Annotated in this window: 28 protein-coding genes and 2 pseudogenes; 8 read left to right on the top strand and 22 right to left on the bottom strand. The window is 59.9% G+C overall.

Annotated features, from left to right (window positions below):
* The 5 genes from NKI72_RS24860 to NKI72_RS24880 all read right to left on the bottom strand — a co-directional run bounded on the left by NKI72_RS24860 (position 1) and on the right by NKI72_RS24880 (position 5,128).
* Entirely contained in the window at positions 1-459 is a 459-nt protein-coding gene (locus NKI72_RS24860) for a (2Fe-2S)-binding protein (protein WP_352467057.1), read from the bottom strand.
* A 350-nt stretch (positions 460-809) separates the two neighbouring features.
* On the bottom strand, positions 810-998 hold the full coding sequence (locus NKI72_RS24865; RefSeq protein ID WP_352720339.1) for a hypothetical protein: 189 nt from the start codon (positions 996-998) through the stop codon (positions 810-812).
* Between the two features lie 648 nt (positions 999-1,646).
* A complete protein-coding gene (locus NKI72_RS24870; protein ID WP_352589324.1) occupies positions 1,647-3,062 on the bottom strand; it encodes a mannose-1-phosphate guanylyltransferase/mannose-6-phosphate isomerase in 1,416 nt (471 codons plus the stop codon).
* 242 nt (positions 3,063-3,304) lie between these two features.
* Positions 3,305-4,294 carry a nodulation protein NodZ gene (locus NKI72_RS24875; RefSeq protein WP_352704213.1) on the bottom strand — a complete coding sequence of 330 codons (990 nt, stop codon included), beginning with the start codon at positions 4,292-4,294 and terminating at the stop codon, positions 3,305-3,307.
* A gap of 393 nt (positions 4,295-4,687) precedes the next feature.
* Positions 4,688-5,128, bottom strand: a complete 441-nt coding sequence (locus NKI72_RS24880; protein ID WP_352720239.1) for a hypothetical protein — start codon at positions 5,126-5,128, stop codon at positions 4,688-4,690.
* Here NKI72_RS24880 and NKI72_RS24885 point away from each other — a divergent pair.
* From NKI72_RS24885 to gmd, 3 genes and pseudogenes are all read left to right on the top strand, one after another.
* Positions 5,094-5,567: a hypothetical protein gene (locus NKI72_RS24885; protein ID WP_352467054.1), complete on the top strand. Its 474-nt coding sequence runs from the start codon at positions 5,094-5,096 to the stop codon at positions 5,565-5,567. The genes NKI72_RS24880 and NKI72_RS24885 overlap by 35 nt on opposite strands.
* 371 nt (positions 5,568-5,938) lie before the next feature.
* Positions 5,939-6,253: pseudogene (locus NKI72_RS24890) on the top strand (nodulation factor ABC transporter ATP-binding protein NodI); the annotation flags it as partial.
* 141 nt (positions 6,254-6,394) lie between these two features.
* On the top strand, positions 6,395-7,465 hold the full coding sequence (gmd, locus tag NKI72_RS24895) for a GDP-mannose 4,6-dehydratase (RefSeq protein WP_023718702.1): 1,071 nt from the start codon (positions 6,395-6,397) through the stop codon (positions 7,463-7,465).
* A gap of 126 nt (positions 7,466-7,591) precedes the next feature.
* On the opposite strand, the pseudogene NKI72_RS24900 reads toward gmd, so the two are convergent.
* A pseudogene (locus tag NKI72_RS24900) lies at positions 7,592-8,365 on the bottom strand (IS3 family transposase); the annotation flags it as partial.
* A 461-nt stretch (positions 8,366-8,826) separates the two neighbouring features.
* Between NKI72_RS24900 and NKI72_RS24910 the strand changes: the two are divergent.
* From NKI72_RS24910 to NKI72_RS24920, 3 genes are read left to right on the top strand one after another with little or no spacing between them, the layout of a single operon-like run.
* Positions 8,827-9,513, top strand: a complete 687-nt coding sequence (locus NKI72_RS24910; RefSeq protein WP_352720241.1) for a phosphoribosyltransferase — start codon at positions 8,827-8,829, stop codon at positions 9,511-9,513.
* Positions 9,514-9,516: 3 nt separating this feature from the next.
* The gene (locus tag NKI72_RS24915; RefSeq protein ID WP_352769300.1) at positions 9,517-10,482 is read left to right on the top strand and encodes a DNA-processing protein DprA; all 966 of its coding nucleotides are present in this window, start codon (positions 9,517-9,519) and stop codon (positions 10,480-10,482) included.
* Positions 10,483-10,989 (top strand): HAD family hydrolase, encoded by a 507-nt coding sequence (locus NKI72_RS24920; RefSeq protein WP_352851078.1) that lies wholly within the window; start codon positions 10,483-10,485, stop codon positions 10,987-10,989.
* Positions 10,990-11,312: 323 nt separating this feature from the next.
* On the opposite strand, the gene NKI72_RS24925 is transcribed toward NKI72_RS24920, so the two are convergent.
* From NKI72_RS24925 to NKI72_RS24990, 13 genes are all read right to left on the bottom strand, one after another.
* Positions 11,313-11,585 (bottom strand): DUF2274 domain-containing protein, encoded by a 273-nt coding sequence (locus NKI72_RS24925; RefSeq protein WP_352720248.1) that lies wholly within the window; start codon positions 11,583-11,585, stop codon positions 11,313-11,315.
* Between the two features lie 11 nt (positions 11,586-11,596).
* Positions 11,597-12,814 (bottom strand): TraB/TrbI/VirB10 family type IV secretion system protein, encoded by a 1,218-nt coding sequence (locus tag NKI72_RS24930; protein WP_352720341.1) that lies wholly within the window; start codon positions 12,812-12,814, stop codon positions 11,597-11,599.
* 10 nt (positions 12,815-12,824) lie between these two features.
* Positions 12,825-13,853, bottom strand: a complete 1,029-nt coding sequence (gene trbG / locus NKI72_RS24935; RefSeq protein ID WP_352769296.1) for a P-type conjugative transfer protein TrbG — start codon at positions 13,851-13,853, stop codon at positions 12,825-12,827.
* Positions 13,843-14,574, bottom strand: a complete 732-nt coding sequence (gene trbF, locus NKI72_RS24940; protein WP_352769293.1) for a conjugal transfer protein TrbF — start codon at positions 14,572-14,574, stop codon at positions 13,843-13,845. The genes trbG and trbF overlap by 11 nt, the downstream gene beginning before the upstream one ends.
* Entirely contained in the window at positions 14,575-15,897 is a 1,323-nt protein-coding gene (trbL, locus tag NKI72_RS24945) for a P-type conjugative transfer protein TrbL (protein ID WP_352720253.1), read from the bottom strand. It lies immediately after the preceding gene.
* A gap of 35 nt (positions 15,898-15,932) precedes the next feature.
* Positions 15,933-16,658, bottom strand: coding sequence for a P-type conjugative transfer protein TrbJ (gene trbJ / locus NKI72_RS24950; RefSeq protein ID WP_352851079.1), 726 nt, complete (start codon positions 16,656-16,658; stop codon positions 15,933-15,935).
* Positions 16,655-19,105, bottom strand: a complete 2,451-nt coding sequence (gene trbE / locus NKI72_RS24955) for a conjugal transfer protein TrbE (protein ID WP_352769290.1) — start codon at positions 19,103-19,105, stop codon at positions 16,655-16,657. The genes trbJ and trbE overlap by 4 nt, the downstream gene beginning before the upstream one ends.
* Entirely contained in the window at positions 19,099-19,371 is a 273-nt protein-coding gene (locus NKI72_RS24960; RefSeq protein WP_352720256.1) for a VirB3 family type IV secretion system protein, read from the bottom strand. The genes trbE and NKI72_RS24960 overlap by 7 nt, the downstream gene beginning before the upstream one ends.
* Positions 19,371-19,679: a TrbC/VirB2 family type IV secretion system protein gene (locus NKI72_RS24965; protein WP_023680310.1), complete on the bottom strand. Its 309-nt coding sequence runs from the start codon at positions 19,677-19,679 to the stop codon at positions 19,371-19,373. Before NKI72_RS24965 ends, NKI72_RS24960 begins: the two co-directional genes overlap by 1 nt.
* Before the next feature lie 11 nt (positions 19,680-19,690).
* Entirely contained in the window at positions 19,691-20,659 is a 969-nt protein-coding gene (trbB, locus tag NKI72_RS24970) for a P-type conjugative transfer ATPase TrbB (protein WP_352720257.1), read from the bottom strand.
* Positions 20,656-21,069, bottom strand: a complete 414-nt coding sequence (locus NKI72_RS24975) for a CopG family transcriptional regulator (protein WP_352547797.1) — start codon at positions 21,067-21,069, stop codon at positions 20,656-20,658. Before NKI72_RS24975 ends, trbB begins: the two co-directional genes overlap by 4 nt.
* A gap of 120 nt (positions 21,070-21,189) precedes the next feature.
* On the bottom strand, positions 21,190-23,217 hold the full coding sequence (locus tag NKI72_RS24980) for a conjugal transfer protein TraG (protein WP_352495884.1): 2,028 nt from the start codon (positions 23,215-23,217) through the stop codon (positions 21,190-21,192).
* A 960-nt stretch (positions 23,218-24,177) separates the two neighbouring features.
* Positions 24,178-24,411 carry a hypothetical protein gene (locus NKI72_RS24990; protein WP_352720262.1) on the bottom strand — a complete coding sequence of 78 codons (234 nt, stop codon included), beginning with the start codon at positions 24,409-24,411 and terminating at the stop codon, positions 24,178-24,180.
* 302 nt (positions 24,412-24,713) lie between these two features.
* Between NKI72_RS24990 and NKI72_RS24995 the strand changes: the two genes are divergently transcribed.
* Positions 24,714-24,887: a KTSC domain-containing protein gene (locus NKI72_RS24995; RefSeq protein WP_352720264.1), complete on the top strand. Its 174-nt coding sequence runs from the start codon at positions 24,714-24,716 to the stop codon at positions 24,885-24,887.
* Between the two features lie 327 nt (positions 24,888-25,214).
* On the opposite strand, the gene NKI72_RS25000 is transcribed toward NKI72_RS24995, so the two are convergent.
* Both NKI72_RS25000 and NKI72_RS25005 read right to left on the bottom strand, forming a co-directional pair.
* Positions 25,215-25,403: a hypothetical protein gene (locus NKI72_RS25000; protein WP_352769286.1), complete on the bottom strand. Its 189-nt coding sequence runs from the start codon at positions 25,401-25,403 to the stop codon at positions 25,215-25,217.
* The gene (locus tag NKI72_RS25005; protein WP_352851080.1) at positions 25,390-25,692 is read right to left on the bottom strand and encodes a hypothetical protein; all 303 of its coding nucleotides are present in this window, start codon (positions 25,690-25,692) and stop codon (positions 25,390-25,392) included. The genes NKI72_RS25000 and NKI72_RS25005 overlap by 14 nt, the downstream gene beginning before the upstream one ends.
* 176 nt (positions 25,693-25,868) lie before the next feature.
* Here NKI72_RS25005 and NKI72_RS25010 point away from each other — a divergent pair, with 176 nt between their 5' ends.
* A complete protein-coding gene (locus NKI72_RS25010) occupies positions 25,869-26,222 on the top strand; it encodes a hypothetical protein (RefSeq protein WP_352720266.1) in 354 nt (117 codons plus the stop codon).
* A gap of 563 nt (positions 26,223-26,785) precedes the next feature.
* Here NKI72_RS25010 and NKI72_RS25015 read toward each other — a convergent pair.
* A partial coding sequence (locus NKI72_RS25015; RefSeq protein ID WP_352851086.1) for a KTSC domain-containing protein occupies positions 26,786-26,902 on the bottom strand: 117 nt, incomplete at its 5' end.

Here is a 26,902-nt window from a genome sequence, read left to right on the forward strand (position 1 = left end):
TCAAGTCTCCAGCCGGTTGGCGGTCTCGTGGATGGCCGCGCGGATGCGATGATAGGTGGCGCAGCGGCAGAGATTGCCGCTCATCGCCGAATCAATATCATCGTCCGTCGGCTTCGGCGTCTCTGTCAGGAGGGCCACGGCCGACATGATCTGGCCAGACTGGCAATAGCCGCATTGAGGTACGTCGAACTCGGCCCACACGGCCTGGACCGTTTCGCCGATCTTGCCCGACACGCCCTCAATGGTGGTGATCGAGGCTCCTTCGATGTCGCCGACTGCGGTCTGGCACGAGCGCGTCGGCATGCCGTTAACGTGAACCGTGCAAGCGCCGCACTGGGCAAGGCCGCAACCGAATTTCGTTCCTGTGAGTCCGATGCCGTCACGGATCGCCCAGAGCAGCGGCATCTCTGGATCGACGTCGAGTGTTCGCGCCTCGCCATTGAGGGTAAAAGCGACCATGGCTTGCTCTCCTTGTCCTGAGCTGGCTATCTCGTTGCGCCTCCGCCCGGCTAGGAACCGGAATCTTCTTGCTGAGGCATAGCGACCACAGACTAGGATCGCGAAGCTCGAGCAACAAGCCGCTAGCTGGCAATCGCGAGATCGTGAAGTGGCTCGTGTCGAAAGGCTGGAGGCAACTGAATGTCATTTTTGGGCCCACCGGCCGGTCAGTTTCCGGCTCGATGACCTGGTTGGCAGTCATTCCGCTTCTAAGCCTAAACCCCAGACATGAACTGTAGCAGCATCATAAAAGACGACATCAAGCGGCGATTTTTCGTTGCGCTGCACCGCTAGCTCGTTCGCGTGGTTCATTATCCGCTGGTTATCCGCGGATGCTGGTTCACCATAGGTGCCAGAAACTTGCCACGCGCTATGCGGTTAAGGATGTGGTCGTCATTCGTAGCGAGCGAATGGCCGAAAATGAAGAAGCAATGGCTGGCGGTCTTCCCATTCGCGGTGAACTGCTTGAAGCCTTGGTACAGGTAGGCATTGTGACGGATCTTCGCCTTCTTCTGGGCGCTGGTGGGCTGATGAAGGGCGGCTTAGGGTCATGATTCCCGCTGCAATGACCGATGAGTCACAGACGCTGCATTTCGCGCTAGACCGCAACTGCGGTATTCTCGATCATACGCTCAGCCATCCTATTCGCACCTCGTTGCCGCCGTTCGCCGCACCTATCGATCGGAGGCCTTCCAGCCTCGCGATAGCCGCGCTATGTGGCTGCACACAACCTGACGACGAACAGGAGCAAGATTGGACATAGAAGCCAGCACAAGATCGCCCTCCCCCTGTCCTTGCTCGTTTTCATGCGAAAACAATCGAACTGAGTGCTGCGGGGATAGCGAGGTCGATTTGGCCCACTTCAGAGCGAAGTCGGCCATAAGCCATTGATATAATTTTGGTGGGCCCTGAGGGTGCTTGGAAAGTCAGAAATATCAAAGGCTATTCGACAGTGGGACTGTGTTGCGTTACTATGCTCTCCGGTCTTTTCCGGTTGATTTGTCCCAACCCTGATGCCGATTGCGGTCATTCGCCGCTGCCTTGGTCAATTCCCGATTCCACAAGCATCCGGTCCTGAGTGGGCAGACGGGCTTCCTAGTGGTAATTAGTCAGCGACACGTTGACCGTTCTCGTCACGCGGGTGAAATCTACGTTCGACCATATACGTCGTCGAAGCGAACGATATCATCCTCGCCGAGATAATCGCCGCTCTGCACTTCAATGATCACCAGGTCAATTCTGCCTGGGTTCTCCAGCCGATGCTTATGGCCGCAGGGGATGTAGGCTGATTCGTTTGTCGCCAGGAACAACTCCTGCTCGCCATTGACGATTTTCGCGGAGCCGCTGACCACGACCCAGTGCTCCGAACGATGATAGTGCATCTGCAGGCTCAGCCGCCGACCGGGCTTCACCTCGATGCGTTTGATCTTGAAGCGCTCGCCTTCCTCAAGAACCGTGTAGGTACCCCACGGCCGATGTACCGTGCTGTGGACCAGGTGAGCTTCATGTCCTGAAGCCTTGAGGCCCTCGAACAGCTTCTTGACGTCCTGAACGCGGTCGCGGGATGCGACGAGCAAAGCGTCCGGGGAATCGACGATCACCAGATCGCTGACACCGACCGTGCCGATGACGCGCTTGTCGGAGCTCACATAGCTGCCGGTCGTGTCGACCATATGCACATCGCCGCGGATCCTGTTCCCGCTTTCGTCGGGGGCGATCAAATCGGCCATTGCGTTCCAGGATCCGATGTCGTTCCAATCCATGTCGCAGGCAACCACGGCAAGTTTGTTCGTCTTCTCCATGACAGCGTGGTCGAGCGAGATTCGCGGGGCGGAGCCGAAATGCTCAGGCGCGAGTTCGATTTTGGCAAAGCCTTCGCCTTGACTGAAGCGGCCGTTCTCGTAGCTGTCGGAGACGGCCTGGATCACCGCGGGGCAATGCGATGCCATCTCGTCGAGCATGGTTTGTGCGCTAAAGCAGAAAATGCCGGCGTTCCAGAAGAAGCGCTTGGACGCGACATAGGCTTTGGCTGTGTCCAGATCCGGTTTTTCAACGAAACGGACGACTTTCTCACCATCCGCTTCGATATAGCCGAATGCCGTGTCCGGTCTGGTTGGGGTGATGCCCAATGTGGCGATCCGCCCGAGCTTCGCATGTTCGATGGCCCGGCACATGACGTCTAAAAATGCAGGCAGGTTGCCAACCATGTGATCGGCTGGGAAGACGCATAGAATCGCGTCAGGGCCTTGCGTTGCCTTGGCATGGATGGCGGCTGCCGCAACGGCTGCGGCCGTATCCCGGCCTTCAGGCTCGAGCAGAAAGGTGCGTGGCAGGACCACGGAATCTAGTTCGTCGAACTCGTCCTTGGTAAGGAAGAGGTGTTCCCCAGATGTCACGGCGACGAGTTCCACTACGCCCTTTATCGAACCGACGCGCAACACAGTGTGCTGCATCAGTGAATGCCCGTCTGCCACTTTGAGGAAAGGTTTAGGGTGCGATTGCCTTGAGGCGGGCCATAGCCGCGATCCGGCTCCGCCGCTGATGATGACGGGAACCACTTTCATATAACAACCTCGATTTCGTCTCTGGAGTGATTGCCCGCGCCCTTTCGAGCGTTAGCGTCACGATCGCCGTCGCTCTGGCTTGGTCTGCGGCCTCCGAGTAACAGCGAAGTTCTGGCGCGTTGCCGAACGGCCTCAGATGACGACGCTATCGGTATCGTACGACGCTTCCATGGCCTCGATGAGAAATGGACATTCAACTATGCCTGTTGGTTGCATCCGCCGAATTGTGCAGGTGACGGGTCTTAACTGAGACCAGAGATTCTTTGGCTGTCTTCTATCAAAATCAAACGACTTGGCTCCTTCAGATCGAACTCAATTACGCGTGGTACGAAAAGGCGTGCATATCGTGTAAAGGCGCTCGTCGGAGGAAACCGAATTACAGTATCGCAGCGCCCGAGAAGATACATCTCAACGAGGGCGGAAATTGCGCCGTCCATCCCAAGTGCTGCAGTGTGTAAGGGGCCGTCTTGATCGGATCGGAAATGCTTGGGGACGGTGAGAAGATCGGGAAACCTGGCCGACAGGTGATCCAGGATCTGCGCGCTGTCCGTGCACAAGAACAGCCGCACAGGCTTGGGGTGCGGTAACGCTTTAGCCTTATCAACCGCAGTGCACACTTGTCGAACGGCGAACTCCGGATCGGCCCAGTAGGGCGCATGGTCCATGATGTCTTCACCGTTACCATGTCGAACATGAACCCCGATGATGCTGTGCCCCTCAAAACATTCTTGGTAAATGGCATCTATGCGTGTTTGAATTTCAGACCGAGGCTTGACACTCTGGAAGACCTGCCGCTCGGCATCCTCATCGCAGCGCCACATCAAGCAAGCGTCACACACTACTGTGTTCGCTTCGACATCGTGTTCGGCCTGAAAGAGCTCGCCCAACTCGTCGCGCTCTTGGAAAATCTGCTCATCTGGGCGGTAAAGGCAGTCGATCGCTGGCCTATTCCACCACTCCGGGAAGAATGGACCCGGGAAGGAAAAGTCGTTGATCCGGTCGTCGCAAATAGCCGGTACGCCAGCGATGTCATTGATCGGTTCGAAGAACACCGGAAAGGCATTTGTGAAGGGTTGGTCGAGATAGCAGGACCCGCGCCAGTCGACGGCTAGCGTTCGTCCCGACCGCTGAGCGTAGCGCCAAGCGGCCGCCAGCGACCATAGACAATCACCGAACCCCGTACGCCTCTGAGAGACGACGAACCTGCGCTTTACCAATCCACTGACCTGCATTTTCGGAAATCTCGTTTCAGAGACGAGGTTGCATCTGGCTTGGGATCCCTTAATCGATACTAGTCGACCGTTACGCCGGGCGATTTGGTAGAGGCTGCGCGTGGGGCAGAAGAGCTCCCTCTGCACTGCCTATCCTTATCTCTGTGACGCTCGCAAATCTTGACGCCGGGTACTCCCGCTTCCGGTTAAATTCAGCGTTCTCTAATGCGCCGGGCGACATCTGTAAAATTGATTGCGTGGATGTGGCCCATCCATGTGTTGGATACTAAGGCATTCCTTGATGATGGGCCTCTGCTGACGCGAGGCCGCGCTTTGCTAAGCGAAACAGCCGTTCGAGGCAGTCCACAAAGTCCCTTTTTCAAGTCCAATTCTTAACTGCCTCAACGTAACATGTCATTTGCGGGCGTTTCCTGAAGGACGGATGTGCAGGACCCGCCAGCCGTCGAATGTCAGGCGCAGGCCATCCACGTCATTTATGGCCATCATGGCGTCCGGTCCCATCGAAAGATGCGACACGGCGCCCTCTGACGCTTTCAAGTGCGCCAACATGGCGCAACTCGTGTCGACCGGATAGCTTTCGATCCGGCCGGACTGAGCGACTGGCACGCGATGCTGTGCGACGACGGCCAGAGAGGAATTTTGGCGTCTGCAGCCATGTGGAGGATCGTTCCGACGGTTCTGCGGGTTCTCGGTGTCGGAGCCGACACCTGTGCGAACCCGCTCTCGTCCGTTTTCGACAGGCCGTTGAGGTTCATGACCCTGTTGTTCGCCGAGATCACCCGCCAGTTCAGCGATCCAGGTGAAGATCGGCACGCCTGTCGATGCGGCGATCATCGCCTCGGCCAGCGAAGATGATGAAGAGGGCCATTGGGTCAAGTACAAGCGCCGACCAGCGTTTCATTGCTTCAAAGCCCATTTCGGTGCCTACGCCGATACGGCCCTTGTCGAGGAGATCGCCGTCACGGCGCCCACACCGAGGACGGCAACGCCGTTCCTGATGCTCTGCCCGACAATCCCGGCGAAGTGTTTGCCGACAGCGCCTACCGAGGCAATCATCTCGGCGACGCGGTGCGCGCCAAGGGTGGAAGGCCGCGCATCGTCGCAACCGCTGTGGGGGCGCGACGAGGCCGAAAGCTCGACGCCTGGAACCAACCGATCCACAGAATTTGTACTCGGATCGAGAAGATCTTCGGCACCTGTAGCCGGATGCGATGGCGAGGGCTGGCAAAGGCGGCCGTTCAAATTCGCCGCACTGCGATCGCCTACAGTATGAAACACAGTTTGATGGTCGCCTCGTCCCCCCCATCGTTGAAGCCCAGCTACCGTTTTCGGGCTAGCGCGCCCGAAATTCCTTGGAGGTCAATACGTAATGCCCTACCCGGCTTTTCGCCGCCGTCTCAAATGTGCGGTTCGCCCAAAGCCCCCGACTGCCACGAACTTTGTCTTCGCGCGGAGCGAAACCTCGCGCCCACGACTTTGTGCCGCCGATGTGCCGCGCTGCCCTGTCAAACAATCCATTTTGTGGATGCACCTCATCCAAACAATCGATTTCACTGATCAAAACAATTTCCATTAGAAGACGCTGAAGCAGGCAATGATTAAGATTACTTGGTTAGCGCAAGAGAGCGGTAAGGTGGAGTTGTCGGCTTGGACCCACATGCCCGCAATTTTATCTGGGAATGGCTACGTGCCCTGTTGGCGAGGGCAAGACGATTCTACTGGCCACCCACTTCGTGGAAGAAGCGGAGCGGCTATGCAACCGACCTGCGTGCTTGAGAACGGACGTAGACTCCCAGGAGGGCGTCCTCACTCGCTGATTGATGAGCAAATCGGGTGCGACGTGATTGAAATCTATGTCGCTCACCCCGTGAGCTGAGTTCGGCACTCAGGCCGCATGTGCGACTTAGGCAGGTTAGCGGCGAGACTCTGTTTTGCTATGCCTCCAAGCAGGAGCAGGTGTGCTCGCTGGCTGACACTGTCAATGACGAGCTCCGCGCCGCATCTCTCGAAATCCTACCATAGGGTATGGGGCGGGCCGCAGTTTGCTGGCGGTGTGGCGAGCCGGAGTCGAAACTTCAACTATAATAGAGCAGGAAGAAAATGGGCGAGAACAGGAAAGTTGCTCTGGTTACGGGCATAACGGGACAGGATGGTGCCTATCTTACCCGTCTTCTGCTGGAAAAAGGCTACGTCGTTCATGGGATTAAGCGACGTTCCTCTTCCTTCAACACGGGTCGCATCGAAGACATCTACCAAGACCCGCACGATCCCGATCCGCGCCTAATTTTGCATTACGGTGACCTCACTGATGCGACCAATCTCATCCGAGTAGTTCAGGAATCCCAGCCAGACGAGATTTACAACTTGGCCGCTCAGAGCCATGTCCAGGTGTCGTTCGAAACGCCGGAATACACAGCAAACGCCGACGGTATCGGAACATTGCGACTTCTTGAGGCGATCCGCCTCCTCGGTCTGAAGGACAAGACCCGCTTCTATCAGGCCTCGACTTCAGAGCTCTACGGCCTCGTGCAATCCGTACCGCAGAACGAAACAACGCCCTTTTATCCGCGCAGCCCTTACGCCGCCGCCAAGCTCTACGCCTACTGGATCGTGGTCAACTATCGCGAGGCCTATGGTATCCATGCTTCCAACGGCATTCTCTTCAATCATGAAAGCCCACTGCGCGGCGAAACTTTTGTGACGCGCAAGATCACCCGCGCCGCCGCTGCTATCTACCTCGGCAAGCAGGACAAGCTTTATCTCGGCAATCTGGATGCTCAACGCGATTGGGGCCATGCGCGTGAGTACGTGCGTGGTATGTGGATGATGATGCAGCAGGATCAACCGGATGATTACGTGCTGGCGACGGGCAAGACGACCCCTGTCCGCCAATTCGTCGAATGGGTTTTCGAAGATGTCGGCGTCGAGCTCGAATGGCGTGGTGAGGGAGTCGACGAAAAGGGCTATGATGTCGAGACCGGCAGATGCCTAGTCCAGGTAGACCCACGCTACTTCCGCCCCACGGAAGTCGATCTTCTCCTGGGCGATGCCACCAAGGCGAAGGAGAAGCTCGGCTGGGTGCATGAGACATCCGTGCGCGAGCTCGCCGCGGAAATGGTGCGGGAAGACCTCAAGGTCATGCAGACATCGGTAATAATGAAGGAAGCATAACGTGCGATCTGAAGGGAAAAGCGGTGTGTGGGTCGCGGGCCACAAGCATGGTGGGCAGCGCTGTTGTACGCCGCCTCGCGTCTGAAGACTGCAAAGTTATGGCCGCCCTGACGTTTCCCCCAAGTTTTATCCAGACGTGAGTTCGTTTCCGGGGGTGGATTTGCCCTGATGCGCGATGGACGCGACGGGTGCTGGTGCGGAGCGTTTCACGTTGCGCAGCGCGAGCGACCGTCGCGGGTTGAAGGTCGATGCAAATTCGTTGGGTGTCTGCCATCCGATGTGCGAGTGCGGACGCGCGCCGTTGTAATCGGCGCGCCATACATTGAGCCTCGCGCGGGCCTGGGCCAGGGACGTGAACCGCGTCTCGTTGAGGAGTTCATCGCGAAGGCGGCCGTTGAGCTCTCGATGAAGCCGTTCTGCATCGGGTTGCCCGGCGCAATGTAGTGCCATGCGACGCGGCTCTGATCGGCCCATGCCAGGATGGCATTGCTGGTGAACTCGCTGCCATTTTCACTGACGATCATCTTCGGCCGGCTGCGCTCGATCATGAGTTGTTCCAACTCCCGCGCCACCCGCACCCCAAGACCGAGGAATCCGCGACCAGTGCCAGGCACTCGCGCGTGCAGTCGTCGACGGCGGCGAAGATGCGGAAGCGGCGGCCGTCGGTGAGTTGAATCCGACACGAAGTCGAGCGACCACCGTTCGTTGGGACGCTGCGGCACCAGCATGGGTGCCCTGGTCCCGATGGCCCGCTTGCGCCCGCCACGACGGCGAAAGGGCCAGCTTCTCCTCGCGATAGAGCCGGAAGAGCTTCTTGTGGTTAATGACATAGCCCTCGCGCCTCAGCATCACGAGCAAACGCCGGTATCCGAAGCGGCGTCGCTCCTGCGCGATCGGACGAGTTGGGAATGCCAAAGTGGAACGGTGAACTCAACCCATCCAGTCCGCGTGCTACGAGAGCTTTCCGGACATATCGCGGGTGTCCCAGTTTGCGCCATGGGCAGACGCTTGGCATCAATGCCTTGAACGTCTCGTAGGGGCCGGAGAACGAACCCTCGGATTTCGGTTCGGCGGCCGGCCATAGCTGTCATTGGCACTGCTGAGACCGGCCGGCGGCTTCCGACCCGACTACAGTCGTTCAGGACAGGAGAGCGGCGATGTAAAACGGACCTTGCACTTCGCGGGCAGCACGAATCATATCTGTCTCAAAAGTGAGGTGCAGGACAGATCGGATTTTATCGGAAATCCATTGACTAAGTGGAGCCCGGCACCGTCCAGGCGAAAACAATTTCTCCCTTTAGTTGTAATCCACGCCTACGATCCCCAAATTCCCGGGGGCTGAGCAATGGGGAGGGGTTATAATGATTTACCACAACATGGTCGCGGGATGGATGGGGTTTCCGTACCTGAGTATTTCGAACGGCCTGACGTATTCCTACGCAATTGGTTATAAGCTAAAAGATAAGACGAACGAGCATTGGACCGCCCGCTTTATACGATTCAAAGACAAGAACAATAAGGCTGAATGGGGTGGAGCAACGGTATTCTATGAAGCTGTCCCGGCCCTCATAAATAATTTAGGCGTTAGTCCGAAGCGGACAGCATTTATTCCCGCTCTGTCATCCAGCGAAACTAAGGCTGACTCAAACAGGTCTTTGCCATGGATCGCCAAGGAATGTGCTCGCCTGTGCGGAGCGCAGTATATTGACACAGCCCTTTTGAAGAATGTGCATCAGAGGATCCATACGATCTTCTCCGGCGATGGCCGAACTGCAGAACTCGACAAAGCAAAATATCAGTCAATTAAAATAGATGCGGATCATGTCTTCGTTTTTGATGATATTATCACTCGTGGTGATACACTGTCACGCATCGCTCAAGCGGTCCTTGCCACGAATCCAAAGTGCAAGGTCTACGGTGTGGCGTTTGCAAAGGCTGAAAGTGTGGCCTACTGCCCCAATCCTGATAACGATCAAGTTCCTGCCAGGTGGGACGTTCTCTGGAAGCAAGGCGAACAGGAGCACGAAGCGAAATTCAAGAAGGGCTAGACCATGGCTGCATCGCCCATATCATCAACTTCTGTGGCCCTCACCGCCTTGATGAAACTCAAGGGAGTAGGGCGTCGCGGCGCCTTACGCATTGTCCATGGTCCCATTCCAGATGGCGATGCGAGGGAAATCATCGCTGACAGAGCGATGCGCGCAAAGCTTCCAGAAAGCGAGCTATTCAACGCGTGGGACCGCGCTGAAGTCGAACTGGAAAACACGAAAGCTGGCGGCATCAAGTTCTACTCCTTCCATGATGAAGGGTATCCGGAGCGGCTGCGAAATATCCCCGATCCTCCGGCCGTCCTCTATGTGAAGGGTGAGCTATCGGGTCTGCACGCAGCTAAATGCCTTGCTGTCGTGGGAACGCGAGAGCCTACCTCCTATGGAGAGGCCGTTGCCAGAAAATCGGCCGCAACTGCCGCCGAAGCAGGTTTCACCATCGTCAGCGGTCTTGCGCATGGCTGCGACACTCTGGGGCATGAAGGCTGCTTAGACGCTCACGGCGTAGGGATCGCGGTTATGGCGCACGGCCTTGATAAGGTTTACCCCGCCGCTAATCGCGGATTGGCTACGCGTCTGCTGGAAAACGGCGGTTGTCTCGTCAGCGAGTACCCGCTCGGCGTCACGCCGATGAGAACAGCCTTTGCAGAGCGCGACCGCATCCAGAGTGGATTATCAGATGCTGTGCTTGTCGTAGAAACGGACGTTAAAGGCGGAACCATGCATACGGTTCGCTTTTCACGCGAGCAAAGGCGAATGCTGGCTTGCATAGATCATCCAGCAAAGTGGAAGCACGAGGATAAGACAAAGGGAAATCAGATGATGATCGCGGAACGATGGGCGCGAGGCATTGCTGACGGCCCTGCTCTTACTCAATTCCTTAAGGAGATCGAAAAGGTAGAGCCTTCTATCGAGCCTGCACCAGAAAAACCAAAAAATGATGATCCTCAAACCTCGATGGCTTTCTAGATGATTATATTTGATTTCGACCAGACCCTTGTCGATACATCTTCAGTCGAGCATCTGCGCGCTGCGGGCAATTGGAAAGCCGTCATGGCGCAAGCGGCGAAACTCCCTGTGTACGATGGGATCAACGAACTGATCCAAGAACTGCATGAGGCTGGACAGACCATCGCTATCGTTACAAAAAGCCCGGACATGGTACCAAGGGCATTCATAAAAGCCCACGGCTGGCCGATAGATATTGTCGTTGGCTATCACCATGTGAAGAACCGCAAACCCCATCCAGAAGGCTTGCTGCTCGCCATGTCAAAGGCGCCGGCAGCCTCGGACGTCTCTTACCATGTCGGTGACCAGGCACACGATACCGAAGCTTCTCGCGGCGCAAAGGTGGTCGCAGTCGGTTCCGCATGGGGATGCTCCGATATGTCAGAACTGGAAGCTTCGAAGCCAGACGTTCTGTTCTCGTCGGTTGCCGCGTTGCGAAAATACTTTAAGTCCGAGTTAGGCATATAGGCAGCGGGGCCCGAAGGGCGGCACTCATTGCAAATGTCAGGATTTTTGGGACAACTGATTGGCCGCATTTTCGCAAGCCAGCCTAAGAACTGCCATTCCGCTTTCCACCACCATCAGATGTTAAACGTCGCCAGTACGGACGGCAGCTTTCAGGATCGTTGGCAATACCGCTGAATGGCGAACTTTCAGCGCAGAGCCGGCATTGGTTCGGGGCAGATCAGCTCGTCTATTGTGCCCTGTGTTTTCGGCTTGCCGCCGGCAAGTTGCTTCAATGCATTCGCCCGCCTAATAAGGTGCCCCTCGGACTCACTGGTCGCTGTCACTTATTCGGACCCTGAAATTGGCTGCCGTTGCGATTTCTCTGACTTGTCGACGACAGGGAGCCCTTCCTTTCTGGCCTTGGCAAACGCTCGATCGCTCTCCAGGAACTCCGCCAGCATGAACGGGATGAGTTCCGCTACCGATTCGGACTCGCCATAGGTCTGACGATAAAGCGCTGCATAGTCCTTCAGTGCTTGGTTCAGGTCTGCACTTACGCTTATGGTGATCTTCGAAGGAGTCCGGTCCGGAAGTTTGGCGAGTTTCAGATTGGTCATGATGACTCCGGTCAATTCGGGTACGGCCGCAGCACAAGATCCTTGTGCACGATGACGCGCAGTGGCCAACCGGGCCGGACAGTGATGGTGGGTTGGATATTGAGGTTCTTCTCGGTGATGCGCTGGCCAGCTCGACTGACGTTCTGCTGAGCGGATTCGCGGATTGCTTTGACCAGGTCGCTTTCGTCTTCCCCGAGGCTCAGCTCGGTGCCGACCCCTACCAACGTGGCCAGCGCAACGCCTTTGATCAGCTGCCAGGTGTGGAAATCCACCTTGTCCTCAAGCCCGGCATAGCCGGCGGTGTCCGTCGCCGGCAGATTGTCGATTTCGATCGAAGAGCCGTCGGGCAGCAGTATCCGTTGCCAGACCAGCAGCGCGCGCCTTTGTCCAAAGGCAACAACGCTGTCATAGGTGCCAATCAGGCGAGAGCCTTGCGGAATGAGCAAGGTGCTGCCGGTGACTGTGTCGTGCACATTCTCGGTGACCTGTGCGACGACGAGGCCGGGCAAGTCGGAATTGATGCCAGTGATCAGGCTCGCTGCGATGACGCTGCCGGCCATCAGCTGATACGGCGAAGCCGGCGTCTGCAGTGCATGCAGATTGTAGATTCCACTTGTGTTCCGCTGGCTGACAAAATCGAGCTTGCGCTGTTGATTGTTTTGGTCGCCCTCGGCCGGTGCAACGGAAGCTGAATCGCGTGCGGCATCGGATTGTGGAGCCGTTCCATCAAAGGGTGGACGCCCGCCCTGCCCGTTGCCGGCGGCATCCGCTTGCCGGGGTCGATTTTCGATCCGGAAGAAGACTTGCGATTCGCGCGCCTCGATCGCCTGCTGGGCAAGGCGCTGCTCCTCCGCCGAAACCTCCTGGCCCGGCGCGATGCCCAGCTGGCGTTGGTGCTCAAGGATGGGGCGGCCGAGGTCGCCGGGCAGCGGTGGTCCAAGCACCGGAGGCTTGGGCTTGATCCCGGAATAGTCCTTAGGCAGCCTTTCAATTGCCTCCGCGGTTGGCTTCCGCTCAGTGTTGTAAAGCTCTTCAGCCTGCTCTTTGATGCGCAGCGCCGGTCCCTGCAGCGCCATCATGGTGACGCCTAGAACGGTCCCGGAACCAACAGCAGCAATGGCGACAATAATGCCGCGCTTGAAGCGCACAGCGCGGCGAGGCGAGGCCCGCAGCTGCAGCTGTTCTGGATCGAGTTTCGGTGAAGCATCGGAGCGGGAAGTATCCGTCATGGGCCGTCCCTCACCTGCTGGAACGCGAAAAGAGCAATTTCCGCAGCGGCGCTTGCCTGCCGTCGGTCCTCGTGATGCGCACCACCTGTTGCTGCTTGGCGCCGAGGCGCAGTTCGGCCGCGGCGAAGAGGCGATCGACAATGTAATAGTTGCCGCGTATGCGGTAGTTGACGAGCTGGTTGTCCCCGTCAGCACCGACGATGAAGAGCGGCGGGGCCTCACCCTGATCGATGCGGCGCGGAAACTCGATGTAGACCTTGCTGCCATCATCGAACGCGCGCGTCGGCCTCCAGGGCGGTATGTCGCCGGTAATCGAATAGCGGAAGCGAATATTTTCGAGAGCCACATTCGACGCCACTGGCATAGCAGCCTCGGCCTGCGCATCGCGCCGGCGTAGCGCGATAATCTGGTCCTCGCTGTAGGTCCAGGAGATTGCCGCCATGGCGGTCTTATCCGTGCTTTGAAGCTGCAAGTGATAGCTTCGCCGGTCCGTGGTGATCACCAGATTGGTGGCAAGTCCTGGCGCGAAGGGCTTCACCAGCACATGGGTGCGCTGGTCATCGCCGGAGCCACTGACGGTGTCGCCAATTACCCAGCGCACTGTATCGCCGGCCGACACGGATTGGAGTTTCTCGCCTGACTGCAGAGCGATATCGCTGACGCGCTCCGGTGCGGCATAGAGCTGGTAGAGCGCGCCTTCCGCAAAGGGGTAAACCTGCACCGCATTCACATAGCCATATTTGGTGGGTTGCTGCGTCGCCGCCTTGTTGGCATCGGCGACACGTTCTTCAGGCGAGCGCCTGTCTTCAGCAGCCTTGCCCGGCTCGGGCTGCAACTGGCCGGGCAGCGGTAGCGGTTTCGGCACTTCCACGACTTTGACGGGCTTCTCCGGCGCCTTCTCGATTGCCGCCGGTTGGAACTTGGCAGCATCATAGGAAATCTGAGGTAGCGGCACCGGCTTCGAGGCACAGGCGGAGATGACCGCAGCCGACGTCGACAGGACCAGCGCAGTGCGGAGCGACGAGAGTCTATTTATCATTGGCGGGCTCCTTTGGGGGAACGGAAGTCTGCGCGGCACTGTCGAGCTCGCGCGACCAGTCGATGGCATTGATGAAGACGCCGAGCGGGTTTTTGCGCAGCTGATCGGTATTGTTCGGCGGCCGGATCACAATGGTGAGGATCCCGGTCCAACGCGTTGTGCTGGCGAGGCTGCCGCGCTCAAAGACCTGCTCGGTCCATTTGACTTGAAAGGAGCTGTCGGACGCTCGAACCACGCTCGTCACCTGCACCGAGACGCTGCGCGTGCCGATCTTGCCGAACGGGTCGTTGGCCTTAGTGTACTCGTTGAGAAAGAGGGCTCCGCGGTCGGTGGCAAAGTCGTAGGCCGAGAGCCAATTCTGCCGCACCAGCACCGCATCGGTGGAAACAGAGCGGACATTCTGGATGAAGCGGCCGAGATGCCAGGCGATCTGGGCATCGGTGGGCTCGTAGTCCCGGATTGCTGGAGCGACGGCGCGCGCCTCGCCGAAACGATCAACCTCGACGACATAGGGCACGACGCGGCCCTGCATCGACTGCCACAAGAGTCCACCAGAGAGCCCGGTGGCCAGAGCGAGGCAGCCAAAGGCCATCAGGCGCCAGTTCCTTGCCTGCACGCGCGCAGTGCCGATGCGCTCGTCCCAAAGTTGGGCGGCCTTCTGGTATGGTGTGACGGGGTGGGGCGTTTTCCCGTAACGCTGAACAGGTCGCTTGAAGAGCATCTAGTCTTCCTTATCGTTGAGAGAGGGGTTGGCGCCGCTTCCACCCCGATCGCCATCGCGGACGGCCTGCGTGGCGGCGTGGCGATGGGCGCGCGCGGTCTGTTCGGAACGCAAGCGCCTCGCCCACGCCGGCGCGGCATTGGCACCTGACGCGGCAGGGTTTCCGGTCATTGATGCGGTCGGCGTGCCGCCCGTCGCGGTCCAGGCGGCATCGCGGCCGGCATCGGCGCTGCGCCGGAATGGTTCTGTTGCAGATCGCATTCCCCGAATCGCGGCGCCGCCAGCTGCGCCGGCAACGCCCTGCAGTCCAGCAGCTACGCCGGAGAGGCCGGACTCGGGCGATGTTGCACGCCTCATCTGCCAAGCTGTGGAAGCAGCCGATCCCATGGCCGTGCCGGCTCGAACGGCGGCGAGACCGCCGCCGGTTGCCATGCGCGCGCCGGCAAGCGCCGCACCTCCGGCAACGAGCGTTGATCCGGCGGCCGCCGCGGTGGTTCCGAGTGCGGCTCCCGCGCCAAGCTGCGGCGCGCCGGAAACAAGACCCGAGGCAATTCCCGGTCCGAAAATGCCGAGCCCAAGCAGCGCCAACGCGCCCAGTACCTGTGACATGGCCGCGGCCAAGTCCGGCTCCTTGCCTTGCAGGGCGGAAGCGAACTCGCCGAAGAGCGTGGAGCCGATGCCGACGATGACGGCAAGCACCATCACCTTAATGCCCGACGAGATCACATTGCCGAGCACGCGCTCGGCCAGAAACGCCGAGCGGTTCCAGAGCGCGAAGGGCACCAGAACAAAGCCGGCCAATGTGGTGAGTTTGAACTCCAGGATGGTGATGAAAAGCTGGATGGAAAGGATGAAGAAGGCGATGAGGACCAGGAACCAGGCGAGAAGCAGCACGAAGATGGTCAGCGCGTTGCCAAAAATCTCGGGGAAGCCGACTAGCTGGCTCGCTTGATTGAGCAGCGGCCAGGCGCCCTCGAAGCCGGCCGCGGCAATGCGGCCTGGCCGCAGGAGACTGTCGGCGGACAAATTGCCGGACGAAGCGTTGATGCCGAGCCCGGCAAAGGAGCGGTAGATAATGTCGGCAAGGCTTCTGAAATTGTTCAGGATGAATGCGAAGGCGCCGACATAGAGCACCTTTCGGACGAGCCGACCGAGAATATTGGGTTCGCCGCCGAACGCCCAGACCAGGCCCGCCAGCGTGATGTCAATGCCGATCAGGATGGTAGTGAGAAAGGCGACGTCGCCCGAAAGCAGACCGAACCCGCTGTCGATATAGCGGATGAAGGTCTGCATAAAGCGATCGATGACGCCGAGGTCATTCATGTCGCCGTCTTCCTCGTTGTCTTGAAGACTGCTGATCAGTTGCCGGGATAGGCCGTACCGGTGCCCAGGAAACGCTTCGTCGTCTCGCGGGCGGCTTCCTCAGACTGCGCCTTGCGGGCAGCATCTTCGGCTTCAGCCCGGAACTGGGTCGCGAGCAGCGTCTGGATCTGCATCTGCTGCTTGGTCGAAAGCGCGATCAGCTGATTGGTGGCCTGGCTTGCCTCAAGGGCACCTGCCGCGCCCTGACTGCGGTTGACGAGATCGGTAAGCAGGTCGCCGTCGGCCCGCACGTTCTCCACGATCTGCGACTGCGCGCTCATGGTTTGGCGGAACGCCTGCATGGCGTTTTGCCAGCGCTCGCGCGCGGCGCTCGCCACATCGTTGACCTCGATTGTGGCGTCGTAGCTTTCCGGATATTGCACACGCCACTGGTTCTGAAGCTTGTCGAGATCGAAGCTCAGGCCGCTGGCCTGGGTCATCAGGCCGTCGACCCGTTGGAGCGAACCTGTGAGCTGGCCCACGGAAGAAAAATCCAGGCGCTGCAGGTGCCGCGCCATGTTCTGCAGCATCGTCGCCTGGTTCTGAAGCGACTGGATCTGGTTGTTTATCTGCTCCAGGGAACGTGCCGCTGTCAGCACGTTCTGCGCATAATTCGACGGATCGAACACGATCAGGGCGTGGGCCGGCTGGACGTAGTCGGCCATTGGTTTTGCGATCAGGGAAACGGTGATCAAGCTGGTGAGAAGGCGGCGCCGCATCATGACGATTGCTCCTTGTCTGGTTGAGGGAATTGCTGGAGAAGCTCGGCAGCCCAATCGAGGCCGCGCGCAATCAGAAACCGGGCGGCAAAGCCCTCCTGTCCGTGCTCTGACAGCACCTTGTCGATTAGGGTCTGCGTGGCCGGATCAGAGGCGCCGCAGAGCGCAAGAGCGATCGGGCCGAGCCCGAGCTCGAAGAGGCGGTTGCCGCGGCGCGACTGCAGATAATACTGGCGCTTCGGTGTGGCACGGGCGACCAATTCGATTTGCCGCTCGTTCAGGCCGAAGCACTCATAGGCTGCCCGCACCTGCGGTTCCACGGCACGGTCATTGGGAAGAAAAATGCGCTGTGGGCAGCTCTCGATGATTGCCGGCGCGATCGACGAGGCAGCGATGTCTGCAAGTGACTGCGTGGCGAAAATGACGGAGACGTTCTTCTTTCGCAGCACCTTCAGCCATTCACGGATGCGGGCGGCAAAGAGAGGGTTGTCGAGATAGACCCACGCCTCGTCGAGCATCAGCAGCGTCGGCCGTCCGTCGAACCGCTCCTCGAGACGATGGAACAGATAGGTGAGCACCGGGAGCACAGCGCCTTGGCTGTGCATCAGCTCTTCGGTCTCGAAACACTGCACATCCGACAAAGCCAGCCGATCTTCATCGGTATCGAGCAGACGCCCGAACGGGCCATCGAGCGTGTACGGCATCAACGCGGATTTCAGCGCATTGGACTGAAGCAGGACCGACAATCCAGTGAGCGTGCGTTCCTGCGCCGGCGCGGTGGCAAGGCTGGTCAGGGCCGACCAGATCGCCTCCTTCACCTCCGGCGTTACGGTGACATTCTCATGGGCGATGAGGCCGGCGATCCATTCGGCTGCCCAGCTGCGGACAGCCTGGTCATTGATATTGCGCAGCGGTTGGAAGGCAAGCGCACCGTCCGCACCAAGCCCATGGTGCTCTCCACCCATGGCGAGTGTCGCCGCGCGGGCCGAGTTGCCCTTGTCGAAGACATAAACCTGTGCGCCGGCATAGCGGCGGAACTGCAGAGCGACGAGGGCAAGCAGAACCGACTTGCCGGCACCGGTCGGACCAACGATCAGCATGTGACCGACATCGTCAACATGGGTGGAAAGCCGAAACGGTGTCGACCCGTTGGTCTCTGCGAAGAGAAGCGGCGGGGATTCGGTCCCAGTCACGTTGGCGAGATGCTCGTTATCCACCGGACCGGCCCACGCCGACGACAGCGGCATGACATGGGCAAGATTCAGCGTGTGAACGAGCGGCTGGCGAACGTTAGCGTAGACATGACCGGGCAACGAGCCGAGCCACGCCTCGACCGCATTGATGCTTTCACGGATCGTGGTGAAGCCGAGCCCATTGACTATGCGCTCAACCGCTCGGAGCTTTTCCGCGGCGGCCTGTCGGTCCTGGTCCCATACCGTCACCGTTGTGGTGAGATAGCCGAAGCCGACGTGATCGCCGCCCAATGCCTGAAGGGCGGCATCCGCATCGAGCGCCTTGTTGTCGGCGTCACTATCGACGAGAGGGACGGGTTCGTTGGTCACGACCTCGCGCAGGATGGCTGCGACCGATTTGCGCTTGGCAAACCACTGACGGCGCAACCGGGTCAGTGTCTTTGTGGCTTCCGTCTTGTCGAGCGGGATGAAGCGCGTCATCCAGCGGTAGGCGAAATCCTGATGGTTGAGCGCGTCGAGGATCCCTGGCCGGGTGACGTTCGGGAAACCAAGGATGGTGAGGGTGCACAGATGCTGCTCACCCAGCATCGGCTCCAGGCCGCCGGTAAGCGGCGCGTCAACCAGAACACCGTCGAGATACATTGGCGTTTCCGGCATGGCGACCGGATGGCGGTAGGTCGAGATTGTGCCGTGCAGATAGGTTAGCGTCTCGGCATCATCGAGGGCGCGCACTTCCGGCATGAAGCCGGACAGCAAATCCAGGACGCGGTCGGTCTCGTCGCGAAACCACGCCAGCTCCTGGCGCCAGTCTCTAGCCCCTCCCGAATGATGCGAGTCGACCAGTGCGCTTTCCGCCCGCGCCTGGCCATCTGGCGCCGGCATGAAGACCAAGGTCAGATGATAGCGACTCTCGAAGTGCGCGACCTTGCCCTCGAAGGCCGCGCGCCGTTCCTCATCGACCAGCCATGAGGCAGCATCGGGAAAAGCCGAGCTCGGATAGCCCAGCGCTTCAACGCGCTCGGCCTCGAAAAACAACCCCCATCCGGAGCCCAACCTTCGTAGCGCATTGTTGGCTCGTGCGCAGATGCCGACCAATTCGGCTTCGGTCGCGCTTTCAACGTCGGGGCCACGGAACCGGAAGGTTCGCTGGAAGCTACCGTCTTTATTGAGCACGATGCCGGGCGCGACCAAAGCGGCCCAGGGCAGATGATCGGCAAGCCGATCGGCTTTGCCGCGATACTCCGAAAGGTTCAGCATGCAAGCCACCCCTTCAGGCGAAGATGACGGACAAGCACGCTGGCGAAGTCCGGATCGCGGCGAGCGGCAAAGACCGCGAGCGTGTGGCCGGCGATCCAGAGCGCCAGTCCGGCGATCCACTGCTGCAGGCCAAGGCCTATTGCCGCGGCCACCGTGCCGTTGAGGATCGCCACCGCTCGCGGCGCGCCGCCCAGCAGGATCGGCTCAGTCAATGCCCTGTGAAGGGGGACTTCGAAACCCTCGATATGCTGCTCTCCGGGGGCCATCAGACGAGTGCCCCGCCGCCGAAGGAGAAGAACGAGAGAAAGAAGCTCGATGCCGCGAAGGCGATCGACAGGCCGAAGACAATCTGGATCAGCCGGCGAAAACCGCCTGCCGTGTCACCGAAAGCAAGGGTCAGGCCGGTGGTGATGATGATGATCACCGCGACGATCTTGGCGACCGGTCCCTGCACCGACTCAAGGATCTGCTGCAGCGGCTGTTCCCAAGGCATGCCGGAGCCCGCTGCGTGGGCCGGGACGGTGAGAAGAAACGCGAGCGCGGTGGACGAAAGGAAGCGAAGCTTCTTGAGCATGAGGTGACCTTTCAAAACTGCTGGAGTTGCGGAAGCGTGAGCGGGGTGACGGCGTAATCACCGCTGCTGTCGAGACCGGTGACCTCAGCGATTGCGTCAATGCGGCGCGAGGATCCGCGCCCAGCGATAAAGACGATCAGATCTACCGCATCAGCGATGAGGCGGCGGGGAACGGTGACGACGGCTTCCTGGGCGAGCTGCTCGATACGGTAGAGAGCGGAGCGCGCCGAATTGGCGTGAACCGTCGCGATGCCGCCGGGATGCCCGGTGTTCCATGCCTTCAGCATGTCCAGGGCTTCCGCGCCCCTGACTTCGCCCACGATGATGCGGTCGGGTCTGAGCCGCAGGGTCGAGCGCACGAGATCGGCGAGCGTGACCGCCCCCCGCCTCGTCCTCAAGGCAACGCAATCCTTCGCCGCGCATTGCAGTTCGCGCGTGTCCTCGATCAGGATCACCCGCTCGTCGCAATCGGCGGCTTGTGCCAGCAGCGCATTGGCAAGTGTTGTCTTGCCCGACGACGTGCCGCCGGCGACCAGGATGTTGCGCCGCTCGCGGACCGCCTTCTTCAGCGCATCGGCCTGCAGCGGCAGCATGACCCGGTCGGCGACATAGTCGGCCAACGTGTAGAGTTTCGCCGCAGGCTTTCGGATGGCGAAGCATGGCCCCAGCACGACAGGCGGCAGCAGACCCTCGAAGCGCTCGCCCGATGGCAATTCGGCGCTGACAATCGGATTGTCCGCATGCGCCTCGGCGCGCACGTGGGAGGCGACCAGGCGGATGATGCGTTCGGCCTCAGAAGGATGCATGTGCACGCCGGTGTCTACCCGGCCTTCACCCAACCGGTCGAGCCGCAGCGCACCGTCGGGATTGACCATCACCTCAATGACGGTCGGATCGGCAAGGGCTTCGGTGATCGCCGGACCCATGGCGGTGCGCAGCATGGCGCGGCGGCGATGGTCGGCTTCCGGATGAGAACTCATCCTTCCCCTCCCCTGCGATCGTCGGTGCCAAGTGACCGTTTCCCGGAAGCGATTTGGCGGCCGACCTGTTCGACGAATTTGTCGAAGCGCTCCTGGGCAATCGCTTGCGTGGCCCTGTCCGGCACCGGCGTGTGAGCATGAAGCGTGATCGAAAAGCGGATGAAGAGCGCCAGGCTCTCCAGGATCATCTCGACATCGCGCCTGACATGTCCGAGGTCGCGGGAAAGACGGTCGAGCCTCTTGCCGTAGCGCTGGTCGAGTTCATTCTCCCCACGCCGCTCGATAAAGGTCTCGACCGCGTGCGCCACAATGGCCGATTTGGTGGTCGATGGATTGCGGCTGAGGTTCTCCAGCTTCTGGCTCAACTCGGGTTCAAGCAAAAACTGGTGACGAATGCGGTGGGGCTTCATGCTGCTCGTTCCCTCTGACCGGCGCTGATGCACCGGCGACGGGAACGAGCATCGTCGAGATCCTCGAAATCGCTTACGGCCGTTATCTACGCTGAGATGCGCCCGCGTATGGCGCGCCGTTCAGAAGCCGGGCACGATGTCCTTGTCGTCGCCCATTCCCTCGTTGAGGCCGTACGCACGTGCGGCGGTGGAAATCCGATCCATGACGCGCTTGTCGGCGAGCGTCTCGCAGTCATCGTCTGCGGGCGTGAACAGATCGCCTTGATCAGGCTCCTGGACGACGAGGGTCCGTTCTTCGCGCAGGCCCGGATGGCGCTGCTGCTGGACACCTCCGTCTTCGATTGCCGCGCCGGCACTGTCGTCATCGCCAGCAAGACGCCGATCCACGCCGCGCACCTGTCCGCTCCAATCGTCCGGGCGCGACGTGGGCCGATCCGCGTAGGCACCGTCGCGCAGCACCGGCGAAGGCAGCACTCGCTCCGTGAAATTCGGATCCTGGTAATAACGCAACTTCTTGGCGCGAATCGGCGGCAATCCCGAAACCAGGATTAGTTCGTCAGCCTGCGGCAACTGCATCACCTCACCCGGCGTCAGCAGGGGGCGAGCGGTCTCTTGGCGGCTTACCATGACGTGGGACAACCAGGGCGCCAACCGATGGCCGGCATAGTTGCGCATCGATCTGAGTTCCGTCGCGGTACCGAGCGCGTCCGAGATGCGTTTGGCCGTGCGCTCGTCATTTGAGGAAAAGGCAATCCGCACATGGCAATTGTCGAGAATGGCGTTGTTCTCGCCATAGGCCTTGGAGATTTGGTTCAACGATTGCGCTATCAGATAAGCGCGGATGCCGTAGCCTGCCATGAAGGCGAGCGCAGTCTCGAAGAAGTCGAGCCGACCGAGCGCCGGAAATTCATCCAGCATCATCAGGAGCTGATGCTTGCGGCTCTTCTTTGGATCGCCCTCCAGGCGCTCGGTCAGCCGCCGGCCGATTTGATTGAGCACCAATCGCACCAGGGGCTTAGTGCGCGAGATATCCGACGGCGGCACGACCAGATACAGCGACATCGGTCGCTCGGCATCCACAAGGTCGGCAATGCGCCAGTCGCAGGCCGATGTTGCCGCGGCCACCGTTGGATCACGATAGAGCCCGAGAAACGACATGGCGGTCGAGAGAACGCCTGAGCGCTCGTTCTCTGACTTGTTCAGCACCTCACGAGCCGCCGAGGCCACGACCGGATGGACCTGGGGCTTGTCCACCGTGCCGAGGTGGTTTGTGGTCATCATCCGCTGCAGTGTCGCAGCGAATGAGCGTTGCGGGTCCGACAGGAAGGTGGCGACACGGGCGAGTGTCTTTTCCTCTTCGGCGTAGAGCACGTGCAAGATGGCGCCAACTAGGAGTGAATGACTGGTCTTCTCCCAATGGTTCCGCCGCTCCAGCGCGCCTTCCGGATCGACGAGAATGTCGGCGATATTCTGAACGTCGCGGACCTCATCTGGACCTTTGCGCACTTCCAGCAGCGGGTTGTACCGCGCCGATCTCGGATCGGTCGGATTGAACAAGAGACAGTGCGAGAACTTCGACCTCCAGCCAGAGGTCAGCTGCCAGTTCTCGCCTTTGATGTCGTGAATGACGGCCGAGCCGGTCCAGGAAAGAAGGGTTGGAACAACGAGTCCGACGCCCTTGCCCGAACGTGTCGGCGCAAAGGCCATGACGTGTTCTGGTCCGTCATGGCGCAGATAGCGATAATTCAGTCCGCCAAGGAAAACGCCGGCCGGCTGAAACAGCCCCGCCTTCTCGATTTCCAGCTTCATGGCCCATCGTGAGGACCCATAGGTGGTGACCAACCCCCGCTGCCGTGCGCGCCAGAGGGACCCAGCTATCGCGGCGGCACAGCCCAGGAACCCGCTGGCTCCGGCAAGTATGCCAGCCTTGTCGAAGACTTCAGGCGCATAGGCGTCAAATTGGAACCACCATTCGAACAGTTTCCACGGCTGGTAGATCGGCCAGCCGACTGTCACAAACCATGGCGCGCCGAGTGGCGGCTGATAGGAGAGCATGTGGGCGCACCATTGGGTTGCAGTCCACACGCCAAGAATGACAATTGCGAATACGACAGCGATCTGCCCAATCAGCAACTTCGTGGGTGTCAATGGCTTGCTCCGCTCTTCTGGCCAGACGGACCAAACATCGCGCCGAGCGATGAGAATTCGAACGGCCGCTATGTGCGACTAGGTGCGATGACAAGGTTGATAGGCATTGTTCAGCTGCGAACAGCGAAAATCCGCCGCAGCAACCGATCGGCGGTGCCAGGTACGCGGTTTGGTCGCAGAAGATGTTGGGGCTTCAGGCGCGGGCACATTGAAGATGTGCTGACAGACAAACCTTTGGAGCCGACGCGTTTGTGCGAGTAGCGAGCTGAAAGGCTCGGCGAGAAGTCGTCGTTCTCAATCGGGCGACGGGGGATACATCGGCGAAGACGGCATAAGGCAGGATGGGCCAGACCGAGCCGACGGCAAGGTCGGAGCCAAGGCCGTGGAGCGCATAGCGCCTGGCCGGGAGGCCGCCGCCAGTCAGGCTTACGCGGCGCGTCGTTGAGCGAGGTGAAGACCCGAACGGGCTCGACAAGGGTCCACGGCGGTCACAATGTTGTGGTGGTGATCGCAGTAGACGCGATCCGGCGAAGTTGGCCCAGCACAAAAACGATAACCGCCGGGTACAGAAGCGTCTTCGCTCACCGGGAAGCGGCACTGACAGAGGCCTAGCTGAATGAGGGGGACGTCTCTCGAAGTTGGTCTGATATTTTCAGGCATGATGGTTTCCTAGTTCGTAGCAATTACCAGCTGACGGCCGCAGTGCGACCCGTCGGGACGAGCTTCTCTCGTTTTGGAGGGCTATGGGTCACCATATGGTGTTGGTAGCACCATCAATGAAGCCCTACGCCCTGCTTCTGAAGCCAATAGTTTGCGACTTAAGGCCACACAGCAATCTACCATCGTGTCCCCGAGGCACTCGCCCGCCGCGGTTTGCCGGCGGCGGGGTGGCACTGGCTTGTGGCGCCCTAGGCCCACTCGCGGCGCTCGCACTCGATCTCGGTGCGGGTTTCCCTTGTCTCATCGCCCTGTCAGCGCTTTGCAAATGAGCGAAACCAAGCTGTCGCGCGCTCGCTCATGGAGCGCGCCGTTTGGCCGCCATGCAAGGAAATCATCAACGCTCATCCAATCAGCCGGGTTTGTGTCGGCGTCTGGCTGACTGAATTCCACATACAGATGCAGTTCGTCCGGCACGAAGACGGCCCTCCACAATCCTTCGATGTCATTGGCAAGGTTGTAGGCGAGGACGGTCATGGCGGGGCACTCCTTTCGCCGTGGAGCGTGCCTATCTCACGGGAAAATTCCATCACCAGAAGTTAGTATTGACGCTCGCGCTTTCTCAGAAATCCAACGTCCGCGTGATGCCGAAAGGTGCAGCCAGCTTTTTGTGCATCTCGATTGGGAACACGGGACCGCCGCGAAAGTTCGGTGCACGCAGCGAATCCTCCCCCTCCAGGTATTGCTGCAGATCGGTATCCCGATCGGCCCGCGCTCCCCGCAAGGGCGCGGGCCTCGGCCTGTGGTGCTCATATCTACTTCGATCCGCAAGATGGAATATGATCTGGATAGAAGGACCCCCTCGGTGTGGTTCGTCGCCAGCGGCAAGCGGCGAGTTTGAGGGGGTACCGCCGGAAACCTTTGCCGCGTTCCGGGCCGCGTTCGCCAAGGGCCGCTATTTCAACGACCATATCCGCAACAAATTTCCGCTACCATCTGGTTGCGAGCGATGACCCGGGATGACCAGACCTGCCGGCGGCTTAATCGGTCCTGTCGCTCCAACCGGCGGTTAGTAGACGCGTTGCCGCTGTGGCGCTTAGGGTTGGTTACGGGTGCGCGCTCACTTGGCAAGCCCCACCCCCGCATCCCCCCGCCTGGTGCAAAGCGTTTGATCGGTCCCGCCGTTCTGGCAGTGCGGCGGGACTTTTTTGCGGTCCAGGTGGAGCATCGGCGCGCGGGGAAGGCACGGTGCACGGAGCACCCTTTTCTCATTCAACGTACGTCGGTGCCGCGCTGAAGGGTCTCAACGTCGGTCTGGCGCCAGAGCTCAACCAGCTGGACTATTGCTCGACCGGAAGCGGCTCGTGCTGCGGCTCAGCGTGGTGGAACACCTGTCCAAGATCGCGCGCGTCGAACGTTTGGCCGCAGACTGGGCAGTAGACAAAATGCTTCGACTCGTTCTCTACCGGCCCGTCATGCGGCCTGCCCTCATAGCCGGTCGCGATGTTGTCGGTTCTAATCCGGGGCATCTGCAAGTGCCTTTCGTCGTTTTGGCGGCCGATACTTCTCCACCAACCGGACCCTCTCACGGTCGACCGTGACCAATGGCCCGAGGTCGATCGTCACAGTGTCCTCGTCGATGCGCGTGACCTCGCCTTTCAGGTCGATTTGCTGGCCTCGGTTCACCTTGCTGTGGTCGATGATGGAATGTGGGAAGTCATAACCTGGGATCGAGACGCTTACGCGGTCCTCTGTTATCCGCCCTCGAACCCTGGCAGTAATCGCCACCCGGTCACCAATGCCTATTCCCCGAGCCATGCCATGGATTCTGGTGCGGGTGGTGTCTTCTTCAAGAGGCTTCTAATATACGCCCGCCATCCTAAGGCTGACCTACGACCAGAGTTACAAAAGTTGAACTCCATCGGGGAACACTCCTTCTGTCTGCCTGTTCGATTTGCCAGGCGCATCCCGCGCATTCAGACAGGAGAAAGAAGATGAAACGCATCCTTTTGGCTTCGGCCGTGCTGGCGGTGTCGGCTGGGCTTTCCTTTGCCCAGACGACGAGCGGAACTTCGAGCGGAACCTCGACGAGCGGAACCTCGACCACGACAACCATGCCCAGTACGACGGATCAGGGCACCGGCACGACGAGCAGCGGGACCAACCTGTCCGGCGATCAGGGCACCGACACGACCACCACCAGCGGCACCACGAATTCGAACTCGGCCAGGGACTGCGCGCCCGGCCAGCAGACTGGCAGCGCTCAGCAGGCGGCGCCAGGTCAGCAGGACACGACAGCCAAGACCGCCGCGCCGGGCCAGGTGAAAAAGACCGACCAAGGTTGCTGATTGGCACATCGGCAAAGATTGGAATCACCAGCGTGTGGCTGGCCAGTCTCCCCCGACCACCGCCTGAACTCAACTCGGCTGGCGAGCAGGTTGCCGCCAGCCGAGCATCAGTTGAGGAACCTTTGCGCTTGCTTGTGCTTTCAGTGGGCACCCCTGGCTTCTGTTTGCTTTCGGTCAGATAGATACGCGATCGCCTCTATTCTAGCGCTGAACAGACCTGATGGCGCGCTGATCCACAGACATTCGCCAAAGCCCGCGTCTCTGGATCGAGGAGACGCGGGCTGGATCGGAGCACCACCGATCTTGCAGCAATATCGTATGGAGGATGTACTGCGTGCACCGAACCTTACCCGCGCCCCGGTGTTCCACCTGGAGCGCAAAAAATCCCGCCGCACACTGCCAGGGCGGCGGGACCGATCAAGCGCCTTTGCACCAGGCAGGGAGTTCGGGGGTGGGCTTTGCGAGGTGCGCGCGGACCGAAAGCGAACCTAGGGCAACAGCGGCAACGCGTCCGCCAACCGCCGGTTGGAGCGACAGGACGATTGAGCCACCGGCAGGTCAGGTCATCCCGGGTCGCTATCGCTCGCAACCAGATGGTAGCGGAAATTGTTGCGGATATGGTCGTTGAAATAGCGGCCCTTGGCGAACGCCGCCCGGAACGCGGCAAAGGTTTCCGGCGG

The sequence above is a fragment of the Mesorhizobium sp. M0437 genome (assembly GCF_040321335.1).
Taxonomy (GTDB): Bacteria; Pseudomonadota; Alphaproteobacteria; order Rhizobiales; family Rhizobiaceae; genus Mesorhizobium.

Coding starts and splice junctions, on each gene's coding strand:
- NKI72_RS24860 (WP_352467057.1), bottom strand. CDS start 459: ATGGTCGCTTTTACCCTCAATGGCGAGGCGCGAACACTCGACGTCGAT.
- NKI72_RS24920 (WP_352851078.1), top strand. CDS start 10,483: ATGATTATATTTGATTTCGACCAGACCCTTGTCGATACATCTTCAGTC.
- gmd (WP_023718702.1), top strand. CDS start 6,395: ATGGGCGAGAACAGGAAAGTTGCTCTGGTTACGGGCATAACGGGACAG.
- trbE (WP_352769290.1), bottom strand. CDS start 19,105: ATGCTGAACCTTTCGGAGTATCGCGGCAAAGCCGATCGGCTTGCCGAT.
- trbL (WP_352720253.1), bottom strand. CDS start 15,897: ATGAATGACCTCGGCGTCATCGATCGCTTTATGCAGACCTTCATCCGC.
- NKI72_RS24925 (WP_352720248.1), bottom strand. CDS start 11,585: ATGACCAATCTGAAACTCGCCAAACTTCCGGACCGGACTCCTTCGAAG.
- NKI72_RS24880 (WP_352720239.1), bottom strand. CDS start 5,128: ATGATCGCCGCATCGACAGGCGTGCCGATCTTCACCTGGATCGCTGAA.
- NKI72_RS24975 (WP_352547797.1), bottom strand. CDS start 21,069: ATGAAGCCCCACCGCATTCGTCACCAGTTTTTGCTTGAACCCGAGTTG.
- NKI72_RS24870 (WP_352589324.1), bottom strand. CDS start 3,062: ATGAAAGTGGTTCCCGTCATCATCAGCGGCGGAGCCGGATCGCGGCTA.
- NKI72_RS25000 (WP_352769286.1), bottom strand. CDS start 25,403: ATGCCCCGGATTAGAACCGACAACATCGCGACCGGCTATGAGGGCAGG.
- trbG (WP_352769296.1), bottom strand. CDS start 13,853: ATGATAAATAGACTCTCGTCGCTCCGCACTGCGCTGGTCCTGTCGACG.
- NKI72_RS24930 (WP_352720341.1), bottom strand. CDS start 12,814: ATGACGGATACTTCCCGCTCCGATGCTTCACCGAAACTCGATCCAGAA.
- NKI72_RS24990 (WP_352720262.1), bottom strand. CDS start 24,411: ATGACCGTCCTCGCCTACAACCTTGCCAATGACATCGAAGGATTGTGG.
- NKI72_RS25010 (WP_352720266.1), top strand. CDS start 25,869: ATGAAACGCATCCTTTTGGCTTCGGCCGTGCTGGCGGTGTCGGCTGGG.
- NKI72_RS24910 (WP_352720241.1), top strand. CDS start 8,827: ATGATTTACCACAACATGGTCGCGGGATGGATGGGGTTTCCGTACCTG.
- NKI72_RS24965 (WP_023680310.1), bottom strand. CDS start 19,679: ATGCTCAAGAAGCTTCGCTTCCTTTCGTCCACCGCGCTCGCGTTTCTT.
- trbF (WP_352769293.1), bottom strand. CDS start 14,574: ATGCTCTTCAAGCGACCTGTTCAGCGTTACGGGAAAACGCCCCACCCC.
- NKI72_RS24960 (WP_352720256.1), bottom strand. CDS start 19,371: ATGGCCCCCGGAGAGCAGCATATCGAGGGTTTCGAAGTCCCCCTTCAC.
- NKI72_RS24995 (WP_352720264.1), top strand. CDS start 24,714: ATGATCTGGATAGAAGGACCCCCTCGGTGTGGTTCGTCGCCAGCGGCA.
- NKI72_RS24915 (WP_352769300.1), top strand. CDS start 9,517: ATGGCTGCATCGCCCATATCATCAACTTCTGTGGCCCTCACCGCCTTG.
- trbB (WP_352720257.1), bottom strand. CDS start 20,659: ATGAGTTCTCATCCGGAAGCCGACCATCGCCGCCGCGCCATGCTGCGC.
- trbJ (WP_352851079.1), bottom strand. CDS start 16,658: ATGATGCGGCGCCGCCTTCTCACCAGCTTGATCACCGTTTCCCTGATC.
- NKI72_RS24875 (WP_352704213.1), bottom strand. CDS start 4,294: ATGCAGGTCAGTGGATTGGTAAAGCGCAGGTTCGTCGTCTCTCAGAGG.
- NKI72_RS25005 (WP_352851080.1), bottom strand. CDS start 25,692: ATGGCTCGGGGAATAGGCATTGGTGACCGGGTGGCGATTACTGCCAGG.